This is a genomic window from Olsenella sp. An285, from assembly GCF_002159625.1.
GTDB classification, from domain to species: domain Bacteria; phylum Actinomycetota; class Coriobacteriia; order Coriobacteriales; family Atopobiaceae; genus Thermophilibacter; species Thermophilibacter avicola.
Genome location: NZ_NFIZ01000010.1, coordinates 59,767 through 81,462, shown reverse-complemented (window position 1 = coordinate 81,462; position 21,696 = coordinate 59,767). Strand labels below are relative to the sequence as shown.

The window sequence follows — 21,696 nt, the reverse complement described above, 5'->3', positions numbered from 1 at the left end:
AAATAGTTCGCATTGGAAGCCCTGCAGAAAAAACTCAACAGGGAAAACGTCGCAATTCCGTGTTCCAGTGCGAACTATTTTTGAGACCGCGGGACAGACAAGCAACGGAGAAGAACCTCATGACTGACTTTGCACCGCTCGCGGTCCCGGCCGTGCCCGATACCCCCGAGGCCTGCGACCTCACGCCCTGCGAGGGCGGCGTCTGCGCTGCCGCGGGCATTCGCGCCGCCGGTGTCTCGGCCGGGTTCCGCAGGAACCCCGCGCGCCTTGACCTCGCCCTTGTCGTGGCCGACGACCCCTGCGTGGCCGCCGCGACCTTCACCACCAACCGGTTCTGCGCAGCCCCCGTCACGGTGAGCCGCGCGCACGTTGCGGACGGCCGTGCCCGCGCCATCGTGCTCAACTCCGGCAATGCCAACGCCGCCACGGGCGAGCCCGGCCTCGCCTGCGCCGAGCGCGCATGCGCCTACGTGGCGGATGAGCTGGGCTGCGCCGCGAACGACGTGCTCGTGGCGTCCACGGGCGTCATCGGCGTCCAGCTGCCCTTCGCGCCCTACGAGGCGGGCGTCCCGGCGGCCGTGGCCTCGCTTGCCGCCACGTCCGCCGCGGCCCATGACGCCGCCTGCGCCGTCATGACCACGGACACCGTGCCCAAGGAGGTCTCCGTCGCGGGCGAGCTTACGCAGCGCGACGGCGGCTCGCGGCCCTTCCACGTGGGCGGCTTCGTCAAGGGCTCGGGCATGATTCAGCCCAACATGGCAACGATGCTCGCGGTGCTCGCCACGGACGCGCCCCTCACGGCCGAGGCCGCGCACGAGGCGCTCCTCTCCGCGGTGCGCGTCTCCTTCAACAAGGTGACCGTGGACTCGGACACCTCCACCAACGACTCTGCCTTCCTCCTTGCCACCGGCGCTGCCGGCGGGGAGGAGATCGACCTCGACCATCCCGCATACCCGCAGGCGGCAACCGCCATTCGCGTTGCCGCCGTCGACCTCGCGCGCAAGATCGCCGCGGACGGGGAGGGCTCCACGAAGCTCGTCACCGTCACCGTCACGGGCGCCGCGAGCGAGGCCGACGCGGACACGGTGGCGAGAGCGGTCGCCAACTCGCCCCTCGTGAAGACCGCGGTCTTTGGCCACGACGCCAACTGGGGCCGCGTCGCCGCCGCTGCTGGAAAGTGCGGCGTGCCCTTTGACCAGACGTGCGTCGACATCGACTTCATGGGCGTCCCCGTGTGCCGCGCCGGTCTCACCGTTCCCATGGACGAGGAGGACATGCTGCGGCGCTTCGAGGCACCCGAGATAGCCATCACCGTTGACCTGGGGATGGGCGACGCCGCCACGCGCGTCTGGACCTGCGACCTCACCCACGACTACGTCACGATCAACGGCGACTACCGCACGTAGACCAGACGCCCCCACGTTCTTCTCGCCAGATTGGAGCAGACATGAAGCAGCGCGACAGGCAGGAGCGCGACCTCGCCGCCTCCAAGGTCGACGTCCTGAACGAGGCCCTGCCGTGGATCCACCGCATGGCCGGCAAGACCTTCGTCATCAAGTACGGCGGCTCCGCCATGGAGAACCCTGAGCTCTGCCGACAGGTTGTGGCGGATATCGAGATGCTCAAGCTCCTGGGCATCCGCATCGTGCTCGTCCACGGCGGCGGCAAGGCCATCAGCGCGCACGTCAAGGCGCTCGGGCTCCCAGTCACGTTCAAGGACGGCCTGCGCGTCACGGACCCTGCTACCATGGAGGCCGTGCGCGAGGTGCTCGTGGGCAAGGTGAACCAGGACCTGGTCTGGGCGCTCAACGAGTACGGCCACAACGCGGTGGGCATCTCCGGCGCGGACGGCAAGACCCTCAAGGCCGAGCCCATCGACCCCGAGCTCGGGCGCGTGGGCCGCATCCGCGAGGTCGACCCGAGCCTCATCGAGACCATCCTCGAGGACGGCTACATCCCCGTGGTTGCCACGGTGGGCTGCGCTCCGGACGGCTTCTACAACATCAACGCGGATGTCGCCGCCGGCAAGATAGCCGAGGCCATGGGCGCGGACAAGCTCATCTACCTCACGGACGTCGACGGCCTCTACGGCGACGTGCACGACGAGGATACCCTCATCCAGAGCCTCACGCGCTCCGAGACCCACGAGCTGCTCACGTCGGGCAGGCTGGACGGCGGCATGCTGCCCAAGATCCGCTCCATCTCCGAGGCGCTCGACGCCGGCGTCTCCGAGGTGGTCATCTTAAACGGCACCTTCCCGCACTCCCTGCTTCTGGAGATCTTCACCGACGCAGGCTGCGGTACCATGTTCACACAGGACGAGTCCTAGGAGAGGAAGCCCCATGACTGACGAGAAGAACGACAGCACGTCCGCCTTTTCCACCGTCGAGGACAGGGTCGCCAAGGCCGACTCCGCCTACATCATGCCCACGTACTCCCGCTACCCCGTGGAGTTTGTCTCCGGGCACGACGCCACGCTCGTGGACTCCGCGGGCAAGGAGTACATCGACCTTCTCGGTGGCATCGGCTGCGCGAGCCTGGGCCACTGCAACCCGCGCGTGAAGCAGGCGATCGCCGATCAGCTCGACCGCGTCTGGCAGACCAGCAACTACTTCTATGACGAGAACCGCGTGCACCTGGCTGCCGCCATCTCCACGATGCTCTCCACCACCACCGACGAGGGCGGCCACGTGGTCGGCTCCACGGGCACGCGCTGGAAGACCTTCTTCGCCAACTCCGGCGCCGAGGCCAACGAGGGCGCCTTCAAGATCGCCCGTCGCTGGGGCGAGCGCGAGCTGGGCGGCGCCTACACCATCGTGACCGCGCGCCAGAGCTTCCACGGCCGCACGCTCGCCGGCCTCGCCGCCACCGGCCAGGACAAGTTCCACGAGAGCTTCCGGCCCATGCCCGCCGGCTTTGTCTCCGTGCCGCTCAACGACATCTACGCGCTGCGCGAGGCCGTGAACCGCTCGGGCAAGGGTGCGCCGTGCGCGGTCATGCTCGAGTGCGTGCAGGGCGAGGGCGGCGTCTGGAACGCCAACTACGACTACATGCGCGACGTCCGCGAGCTCTGCACCGAGAAGAACGTCCTTCTGATCATCGACGAGGTACAGACCGGCTTCTACCGCTGCGGCTCGCCCTTCAGCTACCAGCGCTGCGAGATCGAGCCCGACATCGTGTCCATGGCCAAGGGCATCGCCGACGGCTTCCCCATGGGCGCCGTCGCCGCGCGCGCCCGCGTGGCCAACCTCATGGGCCCCGGCGACCACGGCTCCACCTTCGGCGGCAACAACCTCGCGTGCGCCGCGGGGCTTGCCACCGTGGAGGAGCTCGTCGACCGCGAGATGGGCGAGCACGTGCTCTCCGTGGGCCGTCACCTGCGCCACCGCCTCACCGCGATGGAGCACGTCATCGAGGTGCGCGGCCACGGCCTCATGCGCGGCGCCCAGCTCGACGCGCCGGTGGCCGCCGAGGTCGTGGAGGAGGGCCTGGCCGACGGCCTGGTCATGAACCGCATCGGCAGCTCCATCCTGCGCTTCCTCCCGCCGCTCGTGATCACTCGCGAGGAGGTCGACGAGGCCTGCGACCGCCTCGAGAAGATCCTCGACCGCCTGGCGTAGGCTGCCGGCCGTCGCCTGGCGAACCCTCCTGCAGGTTGAGGCGTGCGCCAGAGCGACGTTCTTCTCGGCAAATCTGTCGTGCCGCCGCACCTCAACGGTTAAGGTGCGGCGGCACGACACTTTTCCAGATGGAACCGTCGAGCTTTTGCACCCCTCCGGTTGAGGTGCGGGAGTTCGACGGTTTTCCCGCCCAAACCGTCGACTATCCGCACGCCTGGGAGCGTCGGGGAAGATATCGGTACGCGTCCCTCACGGGCCCCGTCATGTACCGCTGGCGTTCCTAGACCCTCCGCTCACGAGCGAGCGGAGGGGAAGTGGGTAATTAGCGTGCTTAGCTCATCTGTTCAAAACCTCTGAGAACTGGTTGTCACAGAGCTACCGATTTCTTAGATAATATCACAGTCTTAATCGTATCAAAGAAGACAGCCCTACCGTTCTGGCCAATGAGCGACAATGACCCTCCCTAGCACGATGCCTTGCGTTGGGGAGGGGGACAGCAATGAGTCGGATCGTAGAGGAGAGAATCGCGGACCTTCTCTCTCGCTCAGAGGGGGAGGGCAGCTGCTACGTTCCCCGGGGCGAGGGCTCGGGGGCTATCCGGCGCGCGCTCCAGCGAAGGGTGGCAGCCGGAACGGTCGTCTCCCCGGCTCCCGGCCTCTTTGTTTCGTCTCGGACGTGGAGTGGGCTCAAGAAGAACGATCAGATGCTTCTTGTGGTTCGGGGCCTGCAGACCATGCATCCCAACTGGGTGTTCTGCGGCCCCACGGCAGCCCTTGTCTACGGCATTGACGTCTCGTTCTCGCTGACGGACAACGTGCATCTTGCCGTGGCGCCGGGTGAGAGGGGCTCTGACCACGGGCTCGTGAGGAGGCACGGCGTGCTCGTCCCCGGCGACGTCGACCTGGAGGTGGAGCAGCACGATGGGATTCGCGTCACCTCGCCGGAAAAGACGGTGTTCGACTGTCTGAGATGGGCCGACTTCCCGCATGGCCTTGGGGTGGTGGACTCCGCCCTGAGGTCTGGCGTGGTGCGTCGATCCGAGCTCGAGGAGCACTTTCAGCGGGCGTCGTCCCGGTTGAGCGGGAAAGAGCTGGCACTCACCACGCTCTCCTGGGCAGATCCTCGCAGCGAGAACGGTGGGGAGTCGATTGCCCGCGGCAGGATGCTCTCGCTCGGCTACGTCTGCCCCGAGCTCCAGGTGGAGGTGCCGCGCGTCGCGGGGGAGGGGAGGCCGTACCGGGCGGACTTCTGCTGGGTCCGCTCGGACGGGCTGGTGATCCTGGGCGAGCTCGACGGGGACGGGAAGTACCTGGAGGAGGAGCTCATGGGCGGGCGGAGCCTCGGCGAGGTCCTCTCGGACGAGAACATCCGCGGGTCGCGGTTCACGCTGTACGACGTCTCGCTCATGCGATTCAGGTTCGGGGTAACAGACGACCCCGTGGCGTTTGCTTCCGTTCTCGATGAATACGGGGTTCCCAAGCGGGGCTCCGATCTGGCTCTTCCCGATGGCACGCCAATGATTCCGAACTGGGCTGCCCTGCGACGCGCAGCGCACGAGTAGCGGTGCGCTGGCGCGACGTTTGGCCGGGGCTTTGTGTCGCGGCTTTGCACTTTGGAAATTGGCGTGCGGTATCTCGACATAACTAGCGAGAAGAACGTCGTTCTTTCGCACGCCTGCCGGACAGGTGCGGGAGATGGACGGTTTCGGGGCCGGAACTGTCGTTATGCTGCACGTCAACAAAAGAGGTGCGGGAGATGGACGGTTTCGCGGTCAGAACCGTCCATCTCCCGCACACCAACAGGTTGAGAAGAGCCGCAAGGTGCCGAGAAGAACGCAGGCACGCGCCCCCTCGTGCCGTGCCCTTATGCCGTGCGCTCTGGGACGCGCAGCATCATGCAGAAGCCCACGACAAACAGCACGGCAATCGAGAGCACGCCGATGCTGGAGTTGCCGGTGAGCGCGGTGAACGTGCCCACGAGGAACGTGCCCAGAATCGCGGCGTACTTGCCAAAGATGTCGAAGAAGCCAAAGTACTCGTTGGCGCGCTCCTTGGGGCAGAGCTTGCCAAACTCGCTGCGGCTGAGCGCCTGGATGCCGCCCTGGAACATGCCCACGAGAATGGCCAGGAACCAGAACTCCACGGCGGAGCGCAGGAAGAACGTCGCAAAGAGGGTGATGCCAAAGTACGCGGCGATGGCGATGAGCAGCATGCGGCGCGTGCCGTAGCGGCTCGAGAGGCGCCCGTAGATGATCGCGCTCGGGAACGCCACGAACTGCGTCACCAGGAGCGCCAGCACGAGCTGCGTGGAGTCGATCCCGAGGTCGGTGCCGTAGCTCGTGGAGAGCTTGATGATGGTGTGCACGCCGTCGATGTAGAAGAAGTAGGCGATCATGTAGTAGCGGATGGCGCGGTTGGCCCAGATCTCGCGCAGGGTCCCGGCGAGGCCGCTCACGGCGCGGCTCACGGCGTGCGGCGCGCGCGGCTTGAAGTGGAGCTGCTGCACGTTCTTGAGTAGGGGCACGGTGAAGATGGCCCACCACGCCGCGGTGATGCAAAAGGCGATCTGCATGGCGGTCTGCAGCGTGATGCCCAGCGTCTCGTAGCCCAGCACCACGCCCAGGCAGGCGATGAAGGGCACGCAGCTGCCGATGTAGCCCCAGGCGTAGCCCGCCGACGAGATCTCGTCCATGCGCTCGTCCGTGGTGGTGTCCACCAGCAGCGCGTCGTAGAAGACCATCGAGGAGTTGAGCGCCACCGAGGAGATCACGTACACCACGAGAAACGCCAGCGCCGCGGTGACGAAGCCCATGGCGATGGTGGCAACGACGCCCGTGCCCACGCAGCCCACGATGAACTTCTTCTTCATGCCCTGCATGTCGGCGATCGAGCCCAGGATGGGCATGAGCAGGGCGATGATCAGCGACGCCACGGTCTCGGCGTAGCTCCAGGCCACGACGACCCCGCCCTCGGGCGCAAGGGACGAGAAGTAGATGGGGATGACGCTCGTGGCAAGGAGGACGAGCGCGGAGTTGCCCACGTCGTAGACGATCCAGCTCTTCTCGGCCTTTGTCATCTTCTGGTGTGCCATTGGCTTCCTTTCCGCAGTGCCGCAACACGTCTATGGTAGGCGAGCGAGGTCCCGCCGGGCGGTAAGAACTGGGTAAAGCGCCACCGAGAAGGACGGGCGGGGCGCCGGCTCGCAAGAACGGCCACGAAGAACGACCGGCCCGCGTGGCATAATCGAAGCAGGCACACGACGAAAGGGCTGCCATGCCGGCGATTCTCACGCACGACCTCTTTGGCCGCGACGTCATGGACGACGCCTCTGACCTCCTTGGATTTAGGACGCGGGACGAGAAGGACGCGTTTCTCCTGGGCAACCAGGGACCAGACCCGCTCTTCTACCTCGTGATAGATCCCCTCATGCACAAGTGGAGCCCGCTCGGCAACGTCATGCACGACGCCCGCCCGGCGAAGCTGCTCGTTGCCATGAGGGAGGCCGCCGAGCGCCTGGAGGGCCGCGAGCGCAGGCTCGCTCGCGCCTACGTGGCCGGCTTCGCCTGTCACTGGCTGCTCGACTCCACGATCCACCCCTTCGTCTACCACTGGCAGAACGGCATCTGCTCCGCGGGCGTGCCGGGGCTGGACGAGAGCGCCGCCCCGAGGGTCCACGCGGAGATAGAGCGCGACCTCGACGAGATGGTGCTCTTCTCCGTGACGGGGCAGACCGTCGAGCGCTACCGCCCGCACAGCCGCGTGCTCGCCGCCAGCCGGGCGGTCCTGGCAGCCGTTGACAAGGTCTACTTCTACGTGGCGCTCTGGGTCTACGACCGGCCCATCGACCCGCGGACCTTCTCCATCGCCGTGCGCGAGTTCCGCCTCGTCCAGAGCGCCTTCGACTCTCCCTCGGGTCGCAAGCGGGCCGTGCTGGGCGGCCTGGAGCGCCTGGTCACGCGCGAGCCCTTCTCGCTCGTGCGCTCGATGTCCCACCGCTCTCGCGCGGAGCTCACCTCGGACTTCGACAACCGGGGGCACGGGCCCTGGGAGAACCCGTTCACGCACGAGGCCTCCCATGCGAGCTTCTGGGACCTCTGGCACGATGCCCGCGCCGCGGCGCCCCTGACGCTCGCCGGGCTCTTCTCGCCCGACCTCGACCTCGAGGCGGCGCGCGCCCTCACCGCGGACGTGAACTTCGAGGGGGCGACCTCCGCCCCGGACGCCCCGTATACGTGGTAGCCCGCGCCGGCGTGCCCGCGGCCTCCTCCGAGGCCACGCGCCACGTGATGCAGGCCAACCGCAGCAAGAACACGGGCCCCGAGCTCAAGGTTCGCGCGGCCCTGCGCGAGGCCGGGCTCACGGGGTACCGCCTCCACTGGAAGAAGGCGCCCGGCCACCCGGACATCTGCTTTCCCGGGCGTCGCGTGGCCATCTTCGTGCACGGCTGCTTCTGGCATCGCTGCCCCCACTGCGGCCCCTCGCGCCCCAAGACCCACCCGGAGTTCTGGGAGGCCAAGTTCGCGCGCAACCGCGCCCGCGACGCCCGGGACAACGCGCTTCTGGTCTCGGCCGGCTGGACCGTCATCGTGGTGTGGGAGTGCCGGCTCAAGAAGGGGCGCCTCGACGCCACGATGGAGGAGGTCGTGGCCTGCGTGCGACGCGCGGGGGAGGAGCGTCTCCCGGCCCGCGTGGTGGAGGTTGGGTCCCCGCCCGCCTGGAGGCTGCGCGAGCGACGCCAGCGGCTCCGCCACCGGCGCCCCTAGCGCCCCGGATGGCCTGAGGAACATCCCTGCTGAGCGCGTGAGCTGCAGGAATGGTACGCTAAACCAGAGCGAATCCGGCTCCCACCCGCTGCCGGGACCAGACGAGAGGGGGATTTCCCCATGTCAACCTACGTGTTCTCGGACGTGCACGGCCACCGTGCTCCGCTCGAGCGCGTGCTCGACCGCATCTCCCCCTCGGAGGACGACCGCTTCTTCTGCCTCGGGGACATGATCGATCGCGGTCCCGACCCCGTTGGCGTCCTGCGCACGGTGCGCTCGCTTCCCAACGTGCGCGTCCTCATGGGCAACCACGAGGACCTCATGATCTCCTGCCTCGAGAACCCCGCCGACGGCCTGGCCGCCGTGAACTGGGGCCTCAACGGCGGCGCCGCCACCTCCACGGGGCTCGCGGAGCTTCCCGAGGACGAGGCCGCCGAGCTCGAGAGCTGGATCCGCGGGCTGCCGCGCTGGACGCGGGCGCGCGTGGGGGAGCGCCTCTACCTGCTCGTGCACGCGGGCGTGCGCCTCACCGCCCCCGTCCCGGCGTCCTGGGACGAGGCGGGCGTGGCCGCGTTCTTCTCGATGCAGGATCCCGAGGACCTCGCCTGGATCCGCGAGGACTTCTGGGGGGCGCCGCGCGGCCTCTCCGGCGAGGACGGCAGCGGGCCCGTCGTGATTGCCGGGCACACGCCCACGCCCTACCTGAGCGGCATGGCCTTCGAGATGGACCGCGAGCCGGTGGGCGAGGACGGGCACGCTCGCATGGTGCGCGTGGGGCGGGACCGCTGGGACATAGACGCCTGCGCCGCTGCAGGTGCCGGCCTGGGCCAGGTGCTCGTCCTTCGCCTTGACGACGAGCGGGAGTTCTACGAGCCCCTCCAGGAGGGGGAGTAGCCCCGCGCGTGGCCTGCCCGGCACGTCTGACTGGCGGCCGCCGTCAACCGACGTACCTGCCTTCTCGCCCGCGGACGCGCGCCCATGTACAATGTGTCACGCAGAAACCACCTCTACCAGCAAGAGGAACTCCATGGGTCTAGACATCTGCGTGCGTGCGGCAGAGCTCCTGCACGGCGCCCTTGACACCTCGCCCCAGCCGGGCGGCTGGGTCCGCCCCGTCCGCTTTGCCCCGGAGCAGCTGCGCGCCCTCGGGAGCGTGCGCGCGTGGCACCCGGGGGTCTTTCGCCAGATGGCGGCGTGCACGGCCGGCGTCTCCCTCGAGTTCGAGACGGATGCCACGCGCGTGGAGCTGGACCTTCGCCTGGACGAGCCGCCCAGGAGCTCGCGCTCCGTCATCGCTGACGTGGAGCGCCATGCGGGAGGCCCCAAGCCGCCCTACGACGGCGTGGGCATAGAGATAGACGACCGCCGCCTGCCGCTTGCCCTGCCTGACGAGAAGAACGTCCTCACGTGGCTCCTCGACGACCCGTCGGTCGCGCCCGAGCCGGGGCTCCAGCGCCTGCCGGGCATGGGCGTGCCCCATCGCGTGCGCGTGTGGCTGCCGTGCCTCACGTCCTGCTCCGTGCGGGAGGTGCGCTCGGACGGCACCTACCTCACGCCCGTTGCCGCCCGCGAGCAGCTCCTCGTCCTGGGCGACTCCATCGCCCAGGGCTTCGTGGGTGGGGACCCCGGGCTCACCTGGCCCGCGCGCCTGGCGGACCACCTGGGCCTCGACCTCGTGAACCAGGGCCTGGGCGCGCAGGTCTTCCAGGTGGGCTCGCTCGCGGGCCTTGCCGGGAGGGTGAGGCCGGCCGCCGTGGTGGTGGAGTTTGGCGCCAACTACCGCTTCGAGCCCTGCCTGGAGTCGCGGGTCTGGCCGGAGATCAGGACCTACCTCTACGAGGTGGCGGAGGCCTTCCCGGAGGTTCCCGTGTGGGTGCTCACGCGCCTGCCGCACGCCGAGGACGTCTACGAGACCCATCCCCGCAGCTGTGCGGACGCCATCGACGGTCTCATCCGCCGCGCCGCCGCGCCCCATGCCAACGTGCGCGTGGTGGACGGCTCCGCGCTCCTTGACGCGGGCGAGCTCGACGCGCTCCTGGCGGACGGCTCGGACCACCCCGGGCCCGAGGGCCAGCGCATGATCGCCGAGCGCCTCGCCTTTGTGACGGACGCCACGGCGGCCTCGCCCGAGGCACGCCGCGCGCTCGCGCTCAGGCTCGCCCAGAAGGAGGGCGAGCTCGCGTTCCCGCTGACGGAGTGCCTCCGGCGCGGCCTGGGCACGGTGCTCCTTGCCTCCAAGGGCGCCGTGGTGGTGGAGTTTCCCGGCGGGCACCGCGTTGCCATGGGCCCGTCCCGCAGCACGCTGCGCCGCGCCCTCACCTGCCTGGGGCCCGGCTCCGGCGTGACCATGGTGTGCGGCGACCGCGTCCTCGCACGCGAGGTGGCCCGCGCGACGGACGGCTACCCGCGCGCCTGCAACGTGGTGGTCTGGACCGGGGACGCCCCCGGGGTCCGGGGCCAGCGCGACATCCGCGTGCTCACCCCCGCCTACGCCGACCTCATCCGCGAGCGCTACGACCACGCCGAGTACTTCACGCCGGGCGAGCTCGAGGACCTTCTCGAGGCGGGCGCCTTCCTGGGCGGCTTCGAGCAGGGGAGGCTCGTGGGCTTTGTGGGCGAGCACGCCGAGGGGTGCATGGGCGCGCTCCAGGTGTCCGTGGACCACAGGCGCGAGGGCTGGGGCACGGCGCTCGCCGCGGCCAAGGTGGCCCGCACGCTCGAGGAGGGCAACGTGCCCTGGGCCGAGGTGTGGCCGGACAACGAGGCCTCGCTCGCCCTGGAGCGTGCGATGGGCTTCGAGGTCAGGCCTGCGGAGAACTTCTGGGTCGTGGCGTGACGCCCGAGGGGCGCCCGGGCCCATCTCCCTCACCAATGATTCACAAATGGGCTGCTTGCAGGGGGTCTGCCTTTGCGTTTTTGCGCGGCAGCACCTACAATGCACGCCGCATGTCGCAGTGTCTGCACATGCCCAAACAAACCAGGCCTCCTAGATCGGAGTCATCATATGAGCAATCTCAGAAGCCGCGCGCTCGAGGACGAGTTCTGCGACATCGTGCGAGAGCTGGGAGGTGACGCCGAGGGCAGGACCCTGGGCGACGCCTACCTCGAGGCCTCGCACCCCCTTGTTGACAAGTACGGCTCCTCCACCTGGGCGCTCACGCCCAAGGTCTTTGGCTCTGCCGAGGTGGACGCCCTCTCCCAGGCGGCCGAGACCATGGGCCGCATCATGGACAAGGTGACCGCCCGCTACCTGCAGGACGCTGACTTCCGCAAGCTCTTCTGCCTCCCCGCCGAGGTCGAGGAGCTCACGCTCATCCCCACCGGCTACGAGCAGCTCGTCCCCTTCGCCCGCGTGGACGCCTTCTATGACGAGGAGAAGGGCGACTACACCTTCCTGGGCGTGGTGACCGACAGCGCCAAGGGCATGACCGCCGCCGTGGACGTGACCCGCGCCGTCCAGCGCTCCGAGAGCTACCGTTGCTTTGCCGAGCGCCACCACTCCATCGAGACCTTCGACATCACCGACGGCGTCATCGCCGCCCTGCGCGAGACCTACACCTCCTGGGCCAACGCCGACGAGGGCACCAACCACCCCGAGCGCCCGGTCGTGGGCATCGTGGACTACGCCGAGAGCGCCACGGAGGGCGAGTTCGCCGACATCATCGAGCGCCTTGCCGAGGAGGGCGTCTTCGCGCGCTTCGTGGACGTCCGCGACCTGCGCATCGAGGAGGCTGCCGGCGCGCGCCGCCTCGTGGACTCCGAGGGCCCCATCGCCTGCGTCTACCGCCGCGCCCTCGTGAGCGAGATGCTCGAGAAGCCCTGCGAGGGCGTCGACGCCCTCGTGGAGGCCGCGCGCCGCGGCCTTGCGTGCGTGATCGGCGGCTTCCGCACGTGGCCGGTCTCGACGCCCTCGTTCTTCTCGGTCCTGTGCTCCGACGCCATCGAGTCCGTGCTGGACCCGATGGAGGTCGCCTTCGTGCGCGCCCACGTGATCGAGACGCACCAGCTCACCGCCGACACCGACCTCGCCCCCTACCTCGCGGACAAGGACCTCTGGGTCGCCCGTCCCGCCGGGGCCTATACCGCAACCGCGGGCGGCTCCATCGCCGGCAGGGACTGCGAGACCGGTGACGACTGGTGGCGCGTCCTTCTGGCCTGCGCCAAGGAGGGCGGCGTGGTCCAGCGCATGGTCCCGGCCTACGAGACGCCCGTCTTCGCGGGCGGCGCGGCCGCGGGCTCGGACAACGCGGAGACCGTGACGGTGCGCAACATCACCGGCCTCTACCTCTTCCGCGGCAAGTTCGGCGGCATCCACTCCCGCTGCGGCTACGAGGGCCCCGCGGGCTACTGGGACCACCGCATGGACATGGGCACCCTCGTCGTGAGCGACTAGCGGGGCGCCCCGGATGACGGAGATCAACAGGCTCGCGCCCGGGCTCACCGGGCAGCTCTCGAGTGAGGCCTCCGAGGCCGTGGCCGAGCGCCTGGCCTCGGGGAGGCTCTCTCCCTTTGCGTGCCGCGACGCCTCCGCCATACGCCGCGACTCCTGCGACCGTGACCGCGACACCTGCGTGCGCCCCTCCTTCGTGCGCGACGCCGAGAAGATCGTGCACCTCCCGGCGTACAACCGCCTGGCGGGAAAGACGCAGGTCTTCTCGTTCCGCGCGAACGACGACCTCTCGCGACGCGGGCTCCACGTGCAGCTCGTGGCCCGCGTGGCACGCGACATCGGGCGCGCGCTCGGGCTCAACCTCGACCTCATCGAGGCCATCGCCCTCGGGCACGACCTGGGGCACACGCCTTTCGGCCACGCGGGGGAGCGCTTCCTCAACGACGTCTACCACGCGCGCACGGGGCGCTGGTTCTTCCACAACGTGCAGAGCGTGCGCGTGATCGACGCGCTCGCCGGGCGCAACGTGAGCCTCCAGACGCTCGACGGCGCCCTCTGCCACAACGGCGAGTTCGAGCAGCAGGTCTTTGAGACGAGTGGGCTCGCGGAGTTCGACACCTTCGACCGCGTGGTGGAGTCCTGCTGGGAGGGTGGGGACGAGGCCATCTCGCACCTGCGTCCCATGACGCTCGAGGGCTGCGTCGTGCGCGTCTCGGACATCATCGCCTACGTGGGCAAGGACCGGCAGGACGCCATCCGCGCCGGGCTCTGCGACGAGGGGACCTTCGACGACGGCCTGGGCGGCGCGTACAACGCCTGGGCGCTCGCGGCCTTCGTGACCGACGTCATCGAGCACAGCGTTGGTCGCGACCGCATAGAGATGAGCGAGGAGGCCTTCTCCGAGATGCGCCGCGCCAAGCGCGAGAACTACGAGAAGATCTACGGCGCGGGCGAGGTCAACGGCGACTTCTCCGCCGAGGTGGCCGAGCTCTTTGGGCGGCTCTACGAGCACGAGCTGGCGGCGCTCGCGGCGGGCGACGAGTCCGCGGCGATCTTCGCGCACCACGTGCTGCCCACCCAGCAGCGGCTCGAGTACTACGGACGTGACTACGACTGGGAGAGCGACCCCGACCAGACCGTCGTGGACTTCATCTCCTCGATGACCGACGACTACTTCATGGCCACCTGCGAGGCCGTGTTCCCGGACGCCGCCGGGCTCTTCCCGAGCCGCGGCTACTTCGCCCCCGGCATCCTCGCCTAAAGATGCCGTTTGCCTATTTGGGGACGTGCCTGAAACGTGCAAAAGTTTGCACGTTTCAGGCACGTCCCCAAATAGGCAAACTTCTGCACGTTTCAGGCACGTCCCGTTTCGTGCAACAACCTCCCTTTGCATGATGCGCAGCTCGCTTTGACTGAGTTTCAATCAGGGGTAGAATGGCGCCCCGAGCTTGGCGTTTGGCACGGAAGGGACCGCATGGCACTGGCAAGAAGAACCAAGAGAATCCTGGCCGTTGTGTCGGCGCTCGTCGCGCTCGTGCTCGTTGGCCTGGGCTTTGCCGGGAACTTCCTCGTTGACTTTGCGCTCAACCCGCACGCCGAGGTCTCGATGTCCCACTCCATCCACGAGGGCAATGTGGGCGGGCTCGACTATGCCGAGGCCCCCAAGTTCGACGAGGACTACGCCGAGGCGGCGGCCTCCTGGTTCGACTCCGAGAAGCGCAGCGTCTCCCACCAGGCGTCTGACGGCACGGTTCTTCTTGGCTGGGAGCTCGACGGTGCGGATGGCGCCGCCTACTCCGACGGTCACACCTGGGCAGTGGTCTGCCACGGCTACATCGGCGAACCCGCGGACATCGCCAAGTACGCCTACCACTTCTCCCAGCTGGGCATGAACGTGCTGGCTCCTGCCGCGCGGGGGCACGAGCGCAACGCCGACGCCGGCCTCATCCAGATGGGCTACGGGGACGCGAAGGACCTCCTGGGCTGGGTCGACGACATCGTCGCGCGCGACCCCGAGGCGCGCATCGTCCTCTTTGGCGTCTCCATGGGCGGCGCCGAGGTGATGATGGCCTCCGGCATGAGCGGCCTTTCGGAGAACGTCCGCCTGATCGTGGAGGACTGCGGCTACACGAGCGTCTGGGACGAGTTCGTGCTGCAGCTGGACAAGGTCTTCGGCCTGCCGAGCTTCCCGATCCTGAACGTCGCCGACGCGGCGTGCCTGCTGCGCGCGGGCTACACCTTCGAGGCGGCCTCCTCCGTGGAGAGCCTGCGCTCCGCGAGCGTTCCCATGCTCTTCATCCACGGCGACGAGGATGCCTTCGTGCCCTTCTCGATGCTCGACGAGTGCTATGACGCCTGCGCGAGCGAGGAGAAGGAGAAGCTCGTGGTGCCCGGCGCCGGCCACGGCCTCGCCGCGAGCACCGACCCCGAGCTCTACTGGGGGACCGTGGACGACTTCCTCGCACGCCACCTCTAGGAGCGCGTCGCTCGAGGTGCGGCAGTTCGACAGTTTGGGCGGCAAGACCGTCGTTCTTTCGCACCTCAGCCGTTGGCGTGCGGCAGCGCGACACTTACGGCCGCCAGACTGTCGCGTTCCCGCACCCCAACCGTTGAGGTGCGGCAGCGCGACAATTCCGTCCAGAAGAACGTCGCGTTCCTGCACCTCCGCCGCCCGTTGTAGGTTGCCGACAGAAGCGTGTTGCCCCGGCGGGCGGCAACCCGCGCGATGGCGTACAATCGTTCCCATGGAGACTCTGTTCACGCGCGTGGAGACCGCGCGCAAAAACGACAACGCGCCGCTCGCGGCCCGCATGCGCCCCACCACGCTCGACGGCTACGTGGGCCAGGCCAAGGCCGTGGGCCCGGGCAGCTGGCTCAGGCGCGCCATCGAGCACGACACGCTCTCGTCGGTCATCCTGTACGGCCCGGCCGGCACGGGCAAGACCACGCTCGCGCGCATCATCGCCAACACCACCCACGCGGAGTTCGTCGAGGTCAGCGCCATCACCGGCACGGTAAAGGACCTGCGGCGCGAGATCGAGGCCGCAGAGTCCCGCCTGCTCTCGTACGGCAGACGCACCATCCTCTTTGTGGACGAGATCCACCGCTTCAACCGCAGCCGGCAGGACGCCCTCCTGCACGCGGTGGAGGACCGCATCGTCGTCCTCGTGGGCGCCACGACGGAGAACCCCTACTTCGAGGTCAACTCCGCCCTCATCAGCCGCAGCCGCGTGGTGGAGCTGCAGCCGCTCGACGACGCCTCGGTGCGCGAGCTCGTGGAGCGCGCCGTGTCCGCGCCGGAGGGGCTGGCCGGCCGCTTCGTCCTCTCGCCGGAGGCGGAGGACGAGATCGTGACCCTTGCCGGAGGGGACGGGCGCGCGGCGCTCACCTCGCTCGAGCTGGCGAGCCAGATGGTGGACCAGCCGGTGGGGGAGAAGGACGGCGAGAAGGACCCCGTCCCCGCCACCATCACCCGCGAGCACGTCCTCGAGGCCAACCCGCGCCGCGGCCTCACCTACGACAAGTCCGGCGATATGCACTACGACGTCATCTCCGCGTTCATCAAGTCCATGCGCGGGAGCGACCCGGACGCCGTGCTCTACTGGCTCGCCCGCATGCTCGACGCCGGCGAGGACCCCAAGTTCATCGCGCGGCGCATCATGATCTGCGCCTCGGAGGACGTGGGCAACGCCGATCCGCAGGCCCTTCTCGTTGCGCACGCGGCCTTCCGGGCCACCGAGGTCATCGGCATGCCGGAGTGCCGCATCAACCTGGCACAGGCCGCGACCTACCTCGCGCTCGCGCCCAAGTCCAACGCCGCCGAGGCTGGCATAGACGCCGCGCTGGAGGAGGTTCGCCGGGGCCCGCGCCGCGAGGTGCCGAGCCACCTGCGCGACCGCCACCGCCCCGGCTCGGACGAGTACGGGCCCTACCTGTACCCGCACAACTATCCGGGCGGCTGGGTCCCGCAGCGCTACCTCCCCGAGGGCCTCGAGCGCGGGTGCTTCTACCACCCCAGCGAGCGCGGCTGGGAGGCCTGGCGGATGGACGCGATCGGCCGCGACGTCGCGGAGGCGACGGCGGCGAGCTCTGATGTCGCGGCGGGCGGCGCCACTGCCCGTACGAGCGAGATTGACCCCGGGTCAGTTGGGTAAAATGAAGGTTCGGGGCGTGGTGCCCCGCATGCAAGCCTTAAGGAGGGCGCAATGGACTTCCTGGAGATCGCGCTGATCGTGCTCGTTGTCATAGCCGTGTGGGCCGTCGTGGAGGTCGCCCTCACCATGCGCTCGGCGCGTCGCGACATAGAGAAGCTCGCCACCTCGGCAAACGAGGCCATCGCCTCTGCCACGCAGGTGATCGAGCAGGCCCAGCCCGTCGTGGCAAAGCTGGACGGCATCGTGGACGAGCTCGAGCCCGCGGCAAAGGAGGTCGTGCCCATCCTCAAGAGCACGGAGGTGGCTGTCGAGTCCGTCAACGTCTCGCTCGAGCGCGTGAACGGCATCCTTGAGGACGTCTCTTCCGTCTCCGGCACCGCCTCCACCGTGACCGGCGCCGTCAACCGCGTCGCCGAGAGCGCCGCCACCGGCGTTGCCAATGTCGTCTCCCGCCTGCGCGGGGGCGCCGAGCCCGAGCCCGCCGCCCGCCTCGAGGGCGCGGCCGAGCCCGAGCCCGCCCCGGAGCCGGAGCGCCGCCCGGACCGCACGCCCGTGCGCTACGTCGAGTACGGCAGCGTGGGCGCCGAGGACGTCCCGGCAGAGACCACGCAGGACGGCGAGTAGCAGGCAGGAGCGAGTGGGAGAGATGATGGACCAGAAGAACGTCAGGCTTGTTGTCCCCGCCGAGGCGGCGTTCGCGCGCACCGTGCGCATGAGCGCCTCGACCCTGGCGGTGTGCTGCGACATGAGCGTCGATGCCGTCGAGGACGTGCGCATGGTGGCTGAGGAGGGCTTCGTCTACAGCTGCGCCACGGCGCCCCAGACGGTCGACGTGTCCTTCTCGCTCTCTCCCGAGGGCATGGTCATGGACTTCTCGCTGGGCGAGAAGGACCCGGAGGACGACGCCCTCGACCTGGTGGAGGTGCTGCTCTCCGCGGTGTGCGACGTGTTCAGCGTCTCAGAGGACGGCCGCACGCTGCACCTTGTCATCCGATCGGGGGAGACGCGCGATGAGTAGGTCCCCCGAGGAGCTGCCCGCCGCGGCCTCGCGCGCGGCGCGCAGGTCGGGGAGGAGAGTCGCCTGGGACAAGGACCGCACGCGCGAGCTCTTCCGCCGCTACAAGCAGGAGGGGGACTCCGAGGCGCGCGACCAGCTCATCGTGAGCCACCTCAACCTGGTGCGTTTCCTCGCCTCCAAGTTCAAGAACCGCGGGGAGTCGCTCGAGGACCTCATCCAGGTGGGCACGATCGGCCTCATCAAGGCCATTGACCGCTTTGACCCGGAGCGCGGCCTCGAGTTCACCACCTACGCCACGCCCACCATCATGGGCGAGATCAAGCGCCACTTCCGCGACAAGGGCTGGTCCGTGCGCGTGCCGCGCCGGCTCCAGGAGCTCTCCGCAAAGGTCAACCAGGCCACCGACGAGCTCACCAACCAGCTGCAGAGAAGCCCCTCGGTGGCGGAGATCGCCGAGCACCTGGGATCCACGGTGGACGAGGTCCTCGAGGCCATGGAGTCCTCGAGCGCCTACAGCTCCGTGCCCCTGGAGGGCGGCGGCTCGGGCGAGGACGACGAGGCCCCCTCGGTCATCGACCACTACGCCACGGAGGACCCGGACCTTGCCGCGTCCGACGACCGCATCGTCCTCGAGCAGGCCATCGCCGACTTCTCCCCGCGCGAGCAGGAGGTCGTCAAGATGCGCTTCGAGGAGGGCCTCACGCAGGTGGAGATCGCTGAGCGCCTGGGCATCTCCCAGGTGCAGGTCTCGCGCCTGCTGCGCCGCACCCTGCGCCGCATTCAGGACAAGATCGACCCCGAGGGCCTCATGCACGCGTGACGCGACGGGACGGAGCGGCGGAGAGCCCCCGTCCCGGCCCCAGAAGGAGGGAAATGACCAGATACGAGAAGTGGCGCCTGCGCGCGACCATAGCCTGGGCCATCGTGGGCGGCATCGTGCTCTTCCTGCTGGCGGTGCGCGGCCTCGCCATCGTGGGCCAGGCGGTCGAGCTGCTGGTCATAGGCGTCATCGTGGGCTTCGTCTGCAGCCCCATCACCAACTGGCTGGAGGACCGCCACCTCCCGCGCAGCATCGCGGCCCTTCTCGCCCTGCTCATAGTGCTCGCGGCCATCGTGGCCGTCGTCGCGCTCTTTGTGGGGCCCTTCGCACGCGAGCTCATGGTGCTCCTGAGAAACGTCCCGTCCTACTTCACCCAGCTCCAGGACGGCCTCGCCGCCTTCTGGGACTACTTCGGCACCACCAACAACACCAACGTCCAGCACACCGTGAACGCCCTCTTCCAGGTGCTCACCGAGGCGGGCTCCGGCATAGCGTCCGACCTCGCGCGCAACCTCTCCACCGGGCTCGTTGCCAACCTCACGGACCTTGCCGGCCACTTCGTGACCTTCTTCCTGGGCCTCATCCTGGCGTACTGGTTCGCGCTCGACTACCCCAAGATCATGCGCGAGCTCGCCGTCATCGCCGGTCCGGAGTACGACGAGGAGATGGTCCTCACCTTTGCCGTCCTCTCCCGTTCCATGGGCGGCTACATGCGCGGCACGCTCATCACCTCGCTCGCCAACGGCCTCATGGTGGCCGCCGGCCTTGCGCTCATAGGTCACCCCTACGCCGGCCTCATCGGCATCGCCACCTTCGTGCTGCACTTCGTGCCCGTGATCGGTCCCTTCCTCTCGTCGATCTCCGGCGTTCTCCTGGGCTTCTTCGTGAGCCCGGTGTGCGCGTTCTGGACGCTCGTCATCACCGTGGTGGCGCAGAACGTGACGGACAACGTGCTCTCGCCGCTGGTGATGCAGTCCTCCATCAAGATTCACCCCGCGCTCTCGCTCGTGGGCATCATCATCGGCGGTGCGCTGGGAGGCGCCGTGGGCATGCTCCTGGCCGTGCCGCTCACGGCCGCCATCAAGGGCTTCTTCGTCTACTACTTCGAGTCCCACACCGGCCGACAGCTGGTCTCGCGCGAGGGCGCGCTCTTTGGGTCCACGCCCTTCAACTACGCGGACGGCAGGCCCCAGCCCACCTTTGACGCGCTGGACGACGACACCTTCATCGCGCGCTCCCGCCTGCTCGACGGCCTCACGCGCCTGCACGAGCAGAAGAAGGCCGCGGTCGTGGTGGCACGGGCTGCGGCGGCGCCCGGTGCGGCGCCGGGAGCAGTGTCGGCGTCCCCGGCGGCCCCGGACGCAAAGAAGGACGCGCCGGGCGAGAAGAACGCGTAGCCTGCGGGCGGGTGCGGCGCCGGGGCCGGGCTGCGGCGCGGACGACTGGTGCCGCGGACGAACTCCGACTTTTCTGTACTTTACGGGGCGCCTCCCGGGCGGCTCGGCTTTACGCCTCCGCGTTTGCGCTGGTAGACGAGCTGGCCGTTCTTCTCAGCCCTTTGGGTGCCTGTGCAATATACAGAAATCTCCGAGTTTGCTCTCGCCGTCGCGCGGTGCTGGCCGCAGCTGACTGCGCCTCGCGCGTGAGTTGAAACGTTTCGTCAAAGCGAAGAGAATCGAGGGCAGGCCACCACGGGAGGGAAGGGACCTTGGCATACTGGACCGTCCGCGACGCTGCGCGGGAGTGGGGCATCTCCGAGAGGCTCGTCCAACAGCTGTGCAGCGACGCGCGCATAGACGGTGCGCGTCGGTTCGGCCGCTCGTGGGCAATCCCCGAGGGAGCTCCCAAGCCGGAGGATCCCCGTCGTGCCAGAAGGGCGTCGGGGCAGCCCGATGACGCCGCTCCCGTGCCCGAGCTCGTGCCCATGCCGCTCTTGAACACCGCCTTCGCGCCGGGCGGCTGCCTCGCGTGCGTCGAGTCGATCGAGGACGATGACGTCCGCACCGTCGCACTGGCCGAGTGCCACTACTTCAGTGGGAAGGCGGACCTCGCCGCGGGGGAGGCGGAGCCCTACCTGTCTTCCGAGGACCCCGCCCTCAGGCTCTCCGCCTGCTGGATCTACGGATTCGCGAGCCTCACGCTCGGGGACATACCCTCAGCCCGTCGCGCGCTGGCCGGCGTTCGGGACGCGCTGGAGGCGGCGGACGACACCGTGCCGCCCCAGCACAGGGCGGTAGCCGCGTTCATGGCATCCGGAGCCGCGGTCCTTCTCCACCTGCCCGTCCCCGAGGCTGCGCGCGAGCTCCCCGCTCTCGTTCCGCTTCTGCCGCGGGGACTCAGGCTCTTTGCTCTCTATCTCCAGGCCCACCACGCCTACCTGCAGGGGGACTATGGCCGGTGCGTTGGCCTGGTGGACGCCGCGTTCTCCGTGCGCGGGGAGACGTATCCCATCGTGGACGTCTACCTGCATCTGGTTGCCGTGATGGGTCACATGGGCCTGCGCCAGACCGAGCAGGCGCAGAGGCACCTGCTCGCCGCGTGGGACCTCGCCCGTCCCGATGACCTCATCGAGCCCTTCGGCGAGCACCACGGCCTTCTGGGCGGGATGCTCGAGGCCGTGATCAAGCCCGCCTGGCCGGACGACTTCCGTCGCATCATAGACATCACGTATCGCTTCTCCGCCGGCTGGCGCCGCATTCACAACCCTGCGACCGGCGAGGACGTGGCGGACAACCTCACCACCACGGAGTTCGCGGCGTGCATGCTGGCTGCCCGCGGGTGGACCAACCAGGAGATCGCCGAGCACATGGGCGTCTCGGCCAACACCGTCAAGAGCTTCGTCTCCAGCGCCCTGCGCAAGCTGGGGATAAGGAGGCGCCAGGACCTCGGGCGGTTCATGCTGTCCTAGCGGGGGCGCGGGGCGAGAAGGACC

General features: G+C 68.7%; 18 protein-coding genes. 17 read left to right on the top strand and 1 reads right to left on the bottom strand.

Annotated features, from left to right (window positions below; translation table 11 throughout):
- The first annotated feature begins 119 nt into the window (after nucleotides 1–119).
- From argJ to B5F79_RS07770, 4 genes are all read left to right on the top strand, one after another.
- Nucleotides 120–1,406: a bifunctional glutamate N-acetyltransferase/amino-acid acetyltransferase ArgJ gene (argJ, locus tag B5F79_RS07785; protein ID WP_087219814.1), complete on the top strand. Its 1,287-nt coding sequence runs from the start codon at nucleotides 120–122 to the stop codon at nucleotides 1,404–1,406.
- 41 nt (nucleotides 1,407–1,447) lie between these two features.
- Complete coding sequence (gene argB / locus B5F79_RS07780) at nucleotides 1,448–2,329, top strand: acetylglutamate kinase (RefSeq protein WP_087219811.1); 882 nt, start codon at nucleotides 1,448–1,450, stop codon at nucleotides 2,327–2,329.
- Nucleotides 2,330–2,342: 13 nt separating this feature from the next.
- Nucleotides 2,343–3,620, top strand: a complete 1,278-nt coding sequence (locus B5F79_RS07775) for an acetylornithine/succinylornithine family transaminase (RefSeq protein WP_087219808.1) — start codon at nucleotides 2,343–2,345, stop codon at nucleotides 3,618–3,620.
- A 499-nt stretch (nucleotides 3,621–4,119) separates the two neighbouring features.
- Nucleotides 4,120–5,181: a type IV toxin-antitoxin system AbiEi family antitoxin domain-containing protein gene (locus tag B5F79_RS07770; protein WP_087219806.1), complete on the top strand. Its 1,062-nt coding sequence runs from the start codon at nucleotides 4,120–4,122 to the stop codon at nucleotides 5,179–5,181.
- 302 nt (nucleotides 5,182–5,483) lie between these two features.
- Here the strand turns inward: B5F79_RS07770 and B5F79_RS07765 are convergent, their stop codons facing one another.
- Nucleotides 5,484–6,710, bottom strand: a complete 1,227-nt coding sequence (locus tag B5F79_RS07765; protein ID WP_087219803.1) for an MFS transporter — start codon at nucleotides 6,708–6,710, stop codon at nucleotides 5,484–5,486.
- A gap of 182 nt (nucleotides 6,711–6,892) precedes the next feature.
- Between B5F79_RS07765 and B5F79_RS07760 the strand changes: the two genes are divergently transcribed.
- The 13 genes from B5F79_RS07760 (at nucleotide 6,893) to B5F79_RS11215 (ending at nucleotide 21,672) form a co-directional block, all read left to right on the top strand.
- Nucleotides 6,893–7,858 (top strand): hypothetical protein, encoded by a 966-nt coding sequence (locus B5F79_RS07760; protein ID WP_087219800.1) that lies wholly within the window; start codon nucleotides 6,893–6,895, stop codon nucleotides 7,856–7,858.
- Entirely contained in the window at nucleotides 7,852–8,382 is a 531-nt protein-coding gene (locus B5F79_RS07755) for a very short patch repair endonuclease (protein WP_241147281.1), read from the top strand. The genes B5F79_RS07760 and B5F79_RS07755 overlap by 7 nt, the downstream gene beginning before the upstream one ends.
- A gap of 120 nt (nucleotides 8,383–8,502) precedes the next feature.
- On the top strand, nucleotides 8,503–9,276 hold the full coding sequence (locus B5F79_RS07750) for a metallophosphoesterase family protein (RefSeq protein WP_087219797.1): 774 nt from the start codon (nucleotides 8,503–8,505) through the stop codon (nucleotides 9,274–9,276).
- A gap of 133 nt (nucleotides 9,277–9,409) precedes the next feature.
- Entirely contained in the window at nucleotides 9,410–11,218 is a 1,809-nt protein-coding gene (locus tag B5F79_RS07745) for a GNAT family N-acetyltransferase (RefSeq protein ID WP_158094864.1), read from the top strand.
- Between the two features lie 168 nt (nucleotides 11,219–11,386).
- Entirely contained in the window at nucleotides 11,387–12,775 is a 1,389-nt protein-coding gene (locus tag B5F79_RS07740; RefSeq protein WP_087219791.1) for a hypothetical protein, read from the top strand.
- Between the two features lie 13 nt (nucleotides 12,776–12,788).
- On the top strand, nucleotides 12,789–14,033 hold the full coding sequence (locus tag B5F79_RS07735) for a deoxyguanosinetriphosphate triphosphohydrolase family protein (protein ID WP_087219787.1): 1,245 nt from the start codon (nucleotides 12,789–12,791) through the stop codon (nucleotides 14,031–14,033).
- A 213-nt stretch (nucleotides 14,034–14,246) separates the two neighbouring features.
- The gene (locus tag B5F79_RS07730; protein WP_087219785.1) at nucleotides 14,247–15,248 is read left to right on the top strand and encodes an alpha/beta hydrolase; all 1,002 of its coding nucleotides are present in this window, start codon (nucleotides 14,247–14,249) and stop codon (nucleotides 15,246–15,248) included.
- 268 nt (nucleotides 15,249–15,516) lie between these two features.
- Nucleotides 15,517–16,926 (top strand): replication-associated recombination protein A, encoded by a 1,410-nt coding sequence (locus tag B5F79_RS07725; protein ID WP_087219783.1) that lies wholly within the window; start codon nucleotides 15,517–15,519, stop codon nucleotides 16,924–16,926.
- Between the two features lie 51 nt (nucleotides 16,927–16,977).
- Complete coding sequence (locus B5F79_RS07720) at nucleotides 16,978–17,550, top strand: hypothetical protein (protein ID WP_087219780.1); 573 nt, start codon at nucleotides 16,978–16,980, stop codon at nucleotides 17,548–17,550.
- Nucleotides 17,551–17,575: 25 nt separating this feature from the next.
- On the top strand, nucleotides 17,576–17,944 hold the full coding sequence (locus tag B5F79_RS07715) for an ATP-binding protein (protein WP_087219777.1): 369 nt from the start codon (nucleotides 17,576–17,578) through the stop codon (nucleotides 17,942–17,944).
- Nucleotides 17,937–18,764, top strand: coding sequence for a SigB/SigF/SigG family RNA polymerase sigma factor (locus B5F79_RS07710; RefSeq protein ID WP_087219773.1), 828 nt, complete (start codon nucleotides 17,937–17,939; stop codon nucleotides 18,762–18,764). The genes B5F79_RS07715 and B5F79_RS07710 overlap by 8 nt, the downstream gene beginning before the upstream one ends.
- Before the next feature lie 53 nt (nucleotides 18,765–18,817).
- Complete coding sequence (locus tag B5F79_RS07705; RefSeq protein ID WP_087219770.1) at nucleotides 18,818–20,161, top strand: AI-2E family transporter; 1,344 nt, start codon at nucleotides 18,818–18,820, stop codon at nucleotides 20,159–20,161.
- Between the two features lie 311 nt (nucleotides 20,162–20,472).
- Nucleotides 20,473–21,672, top strand: coding sequence for a LuxR C-terminal-related transcriptional regulator (locus tag B5F79_RS11215; RefSeq protein WP_087219767.1), 1,200 nt, complete (start codon nucleotides 20,473–20,475; stop codon nucleotides 21,670–21,672).
- Nucleotides 21,673–21,696 lie beyond the last annotated feature (24 nt).

Coding starts and splice junctions, on each gene's coding strand:
- argJ (WP_087219814.1), top strand. CDS start 120: ATGACTGACTTTGCACCGCTCGCGGTCCCGGCCGTGCCCGATACCCCC.
- B5F79_RS07760 (WP_087219800.1), top strand. CDS start 6,893: ATGCCGGCGATTCTCACGCACGACCTCTTTGGCCGCGACGTCATGGAC.
- B5F79_RS07715 (WP_087219777.1), top strand. CDS start 17,576: ATGGACCAGAAGAACGTCAGGCTTGTTGTCCCCGCCGAGGCGGCGTTC.
- B5F79_RS07745 (WP_158094864.1), top strand. CDS start 9,410: ATGGGTCTAGACATCTGCGTGCGTGCGGCAGAGCTCCTGCACGGCGCC.
- argB (WP_087219811.1), top strand. CDS start 1,448: ATGAAGCAGCGCGACAGGCAGGAGCGCGACCTCGCCGCCTCCAAGGTC.
- B5F79_RS07775 (WP_087219808.1), top strand. CDS start 2,343: ATGACTGACGAGAAGAACGACAGCACGTCCGCCTTTTCCACCGTCGAG.
- B5F79_RS07770 (WP_087219806.1), top strand. CDS start 4,120: ATGAGTCGGATCGTAGAGGAGAGAATCGCGGACCTTCTCTCTCGCTCA.
- B5F79_RS07750 (WP_087219797.1), top strand. CDS start 8,503: ATGTCAACCTACGTGTTCTCGGACGTGCACGGCCACCGTGCTCCGCTC.
- B5F79_RS07725 (WP_087219783.1), top strand. CDS start 15,517: ATGGAGACTCTGTTCACGCGCGTGGAGACCGCGCGCAAAAACGACAAC.
- B5F79_RS07765 (WP_087219803.1), bottom strand. CDS start 6,710: ATGGCACACCAGAAGATGACAAAGGCCGAGAAGAGCTGGATCGTCTAC.
- B5F79_RS07705 (WP_087219770.1), top strand. CDS start 18,818: ATGACCAGATACGAGAAGTGGCGCCTGCGCGCGACCATAGCCTGGGCC.
- B5F79_RS07720 (WP_087219780.1), top strand. CDS start 16,978: ATGGACTTCCTGGAGATCGCGCTGATCGTGCTCGTTGTCATAGCCGTG.
- B5F79_RS07735 (WP_087219787.1), top strand. CDS start 12,789: ATGACGGAGATCAACAGGCTCGCGCCCGGGCTCACCGGGCAGCTCTCG.
- B5F79_RS07740 (WP_087219791.1), top strand. CDS start 11,387: ATGAGCAATCTCAGAAGCCGCGCGCTCGAGGACGAGTTCTGCGACATC.
- B5F79_RS07730 (WP_087219785.1), top strand. CDS start 14,247: ATGGCACTGGCAAGAAGAACCAAGAGAATCCTGGCCGTTGTGTCGGCG.
- B5F79_RS07710 (WP_087219773.1), top strand. CDS start 17,937: ATGAGTAGGTCCCCCGAGGAGCTGCCCGCCGCGGCCTCGCGCGCGGCG.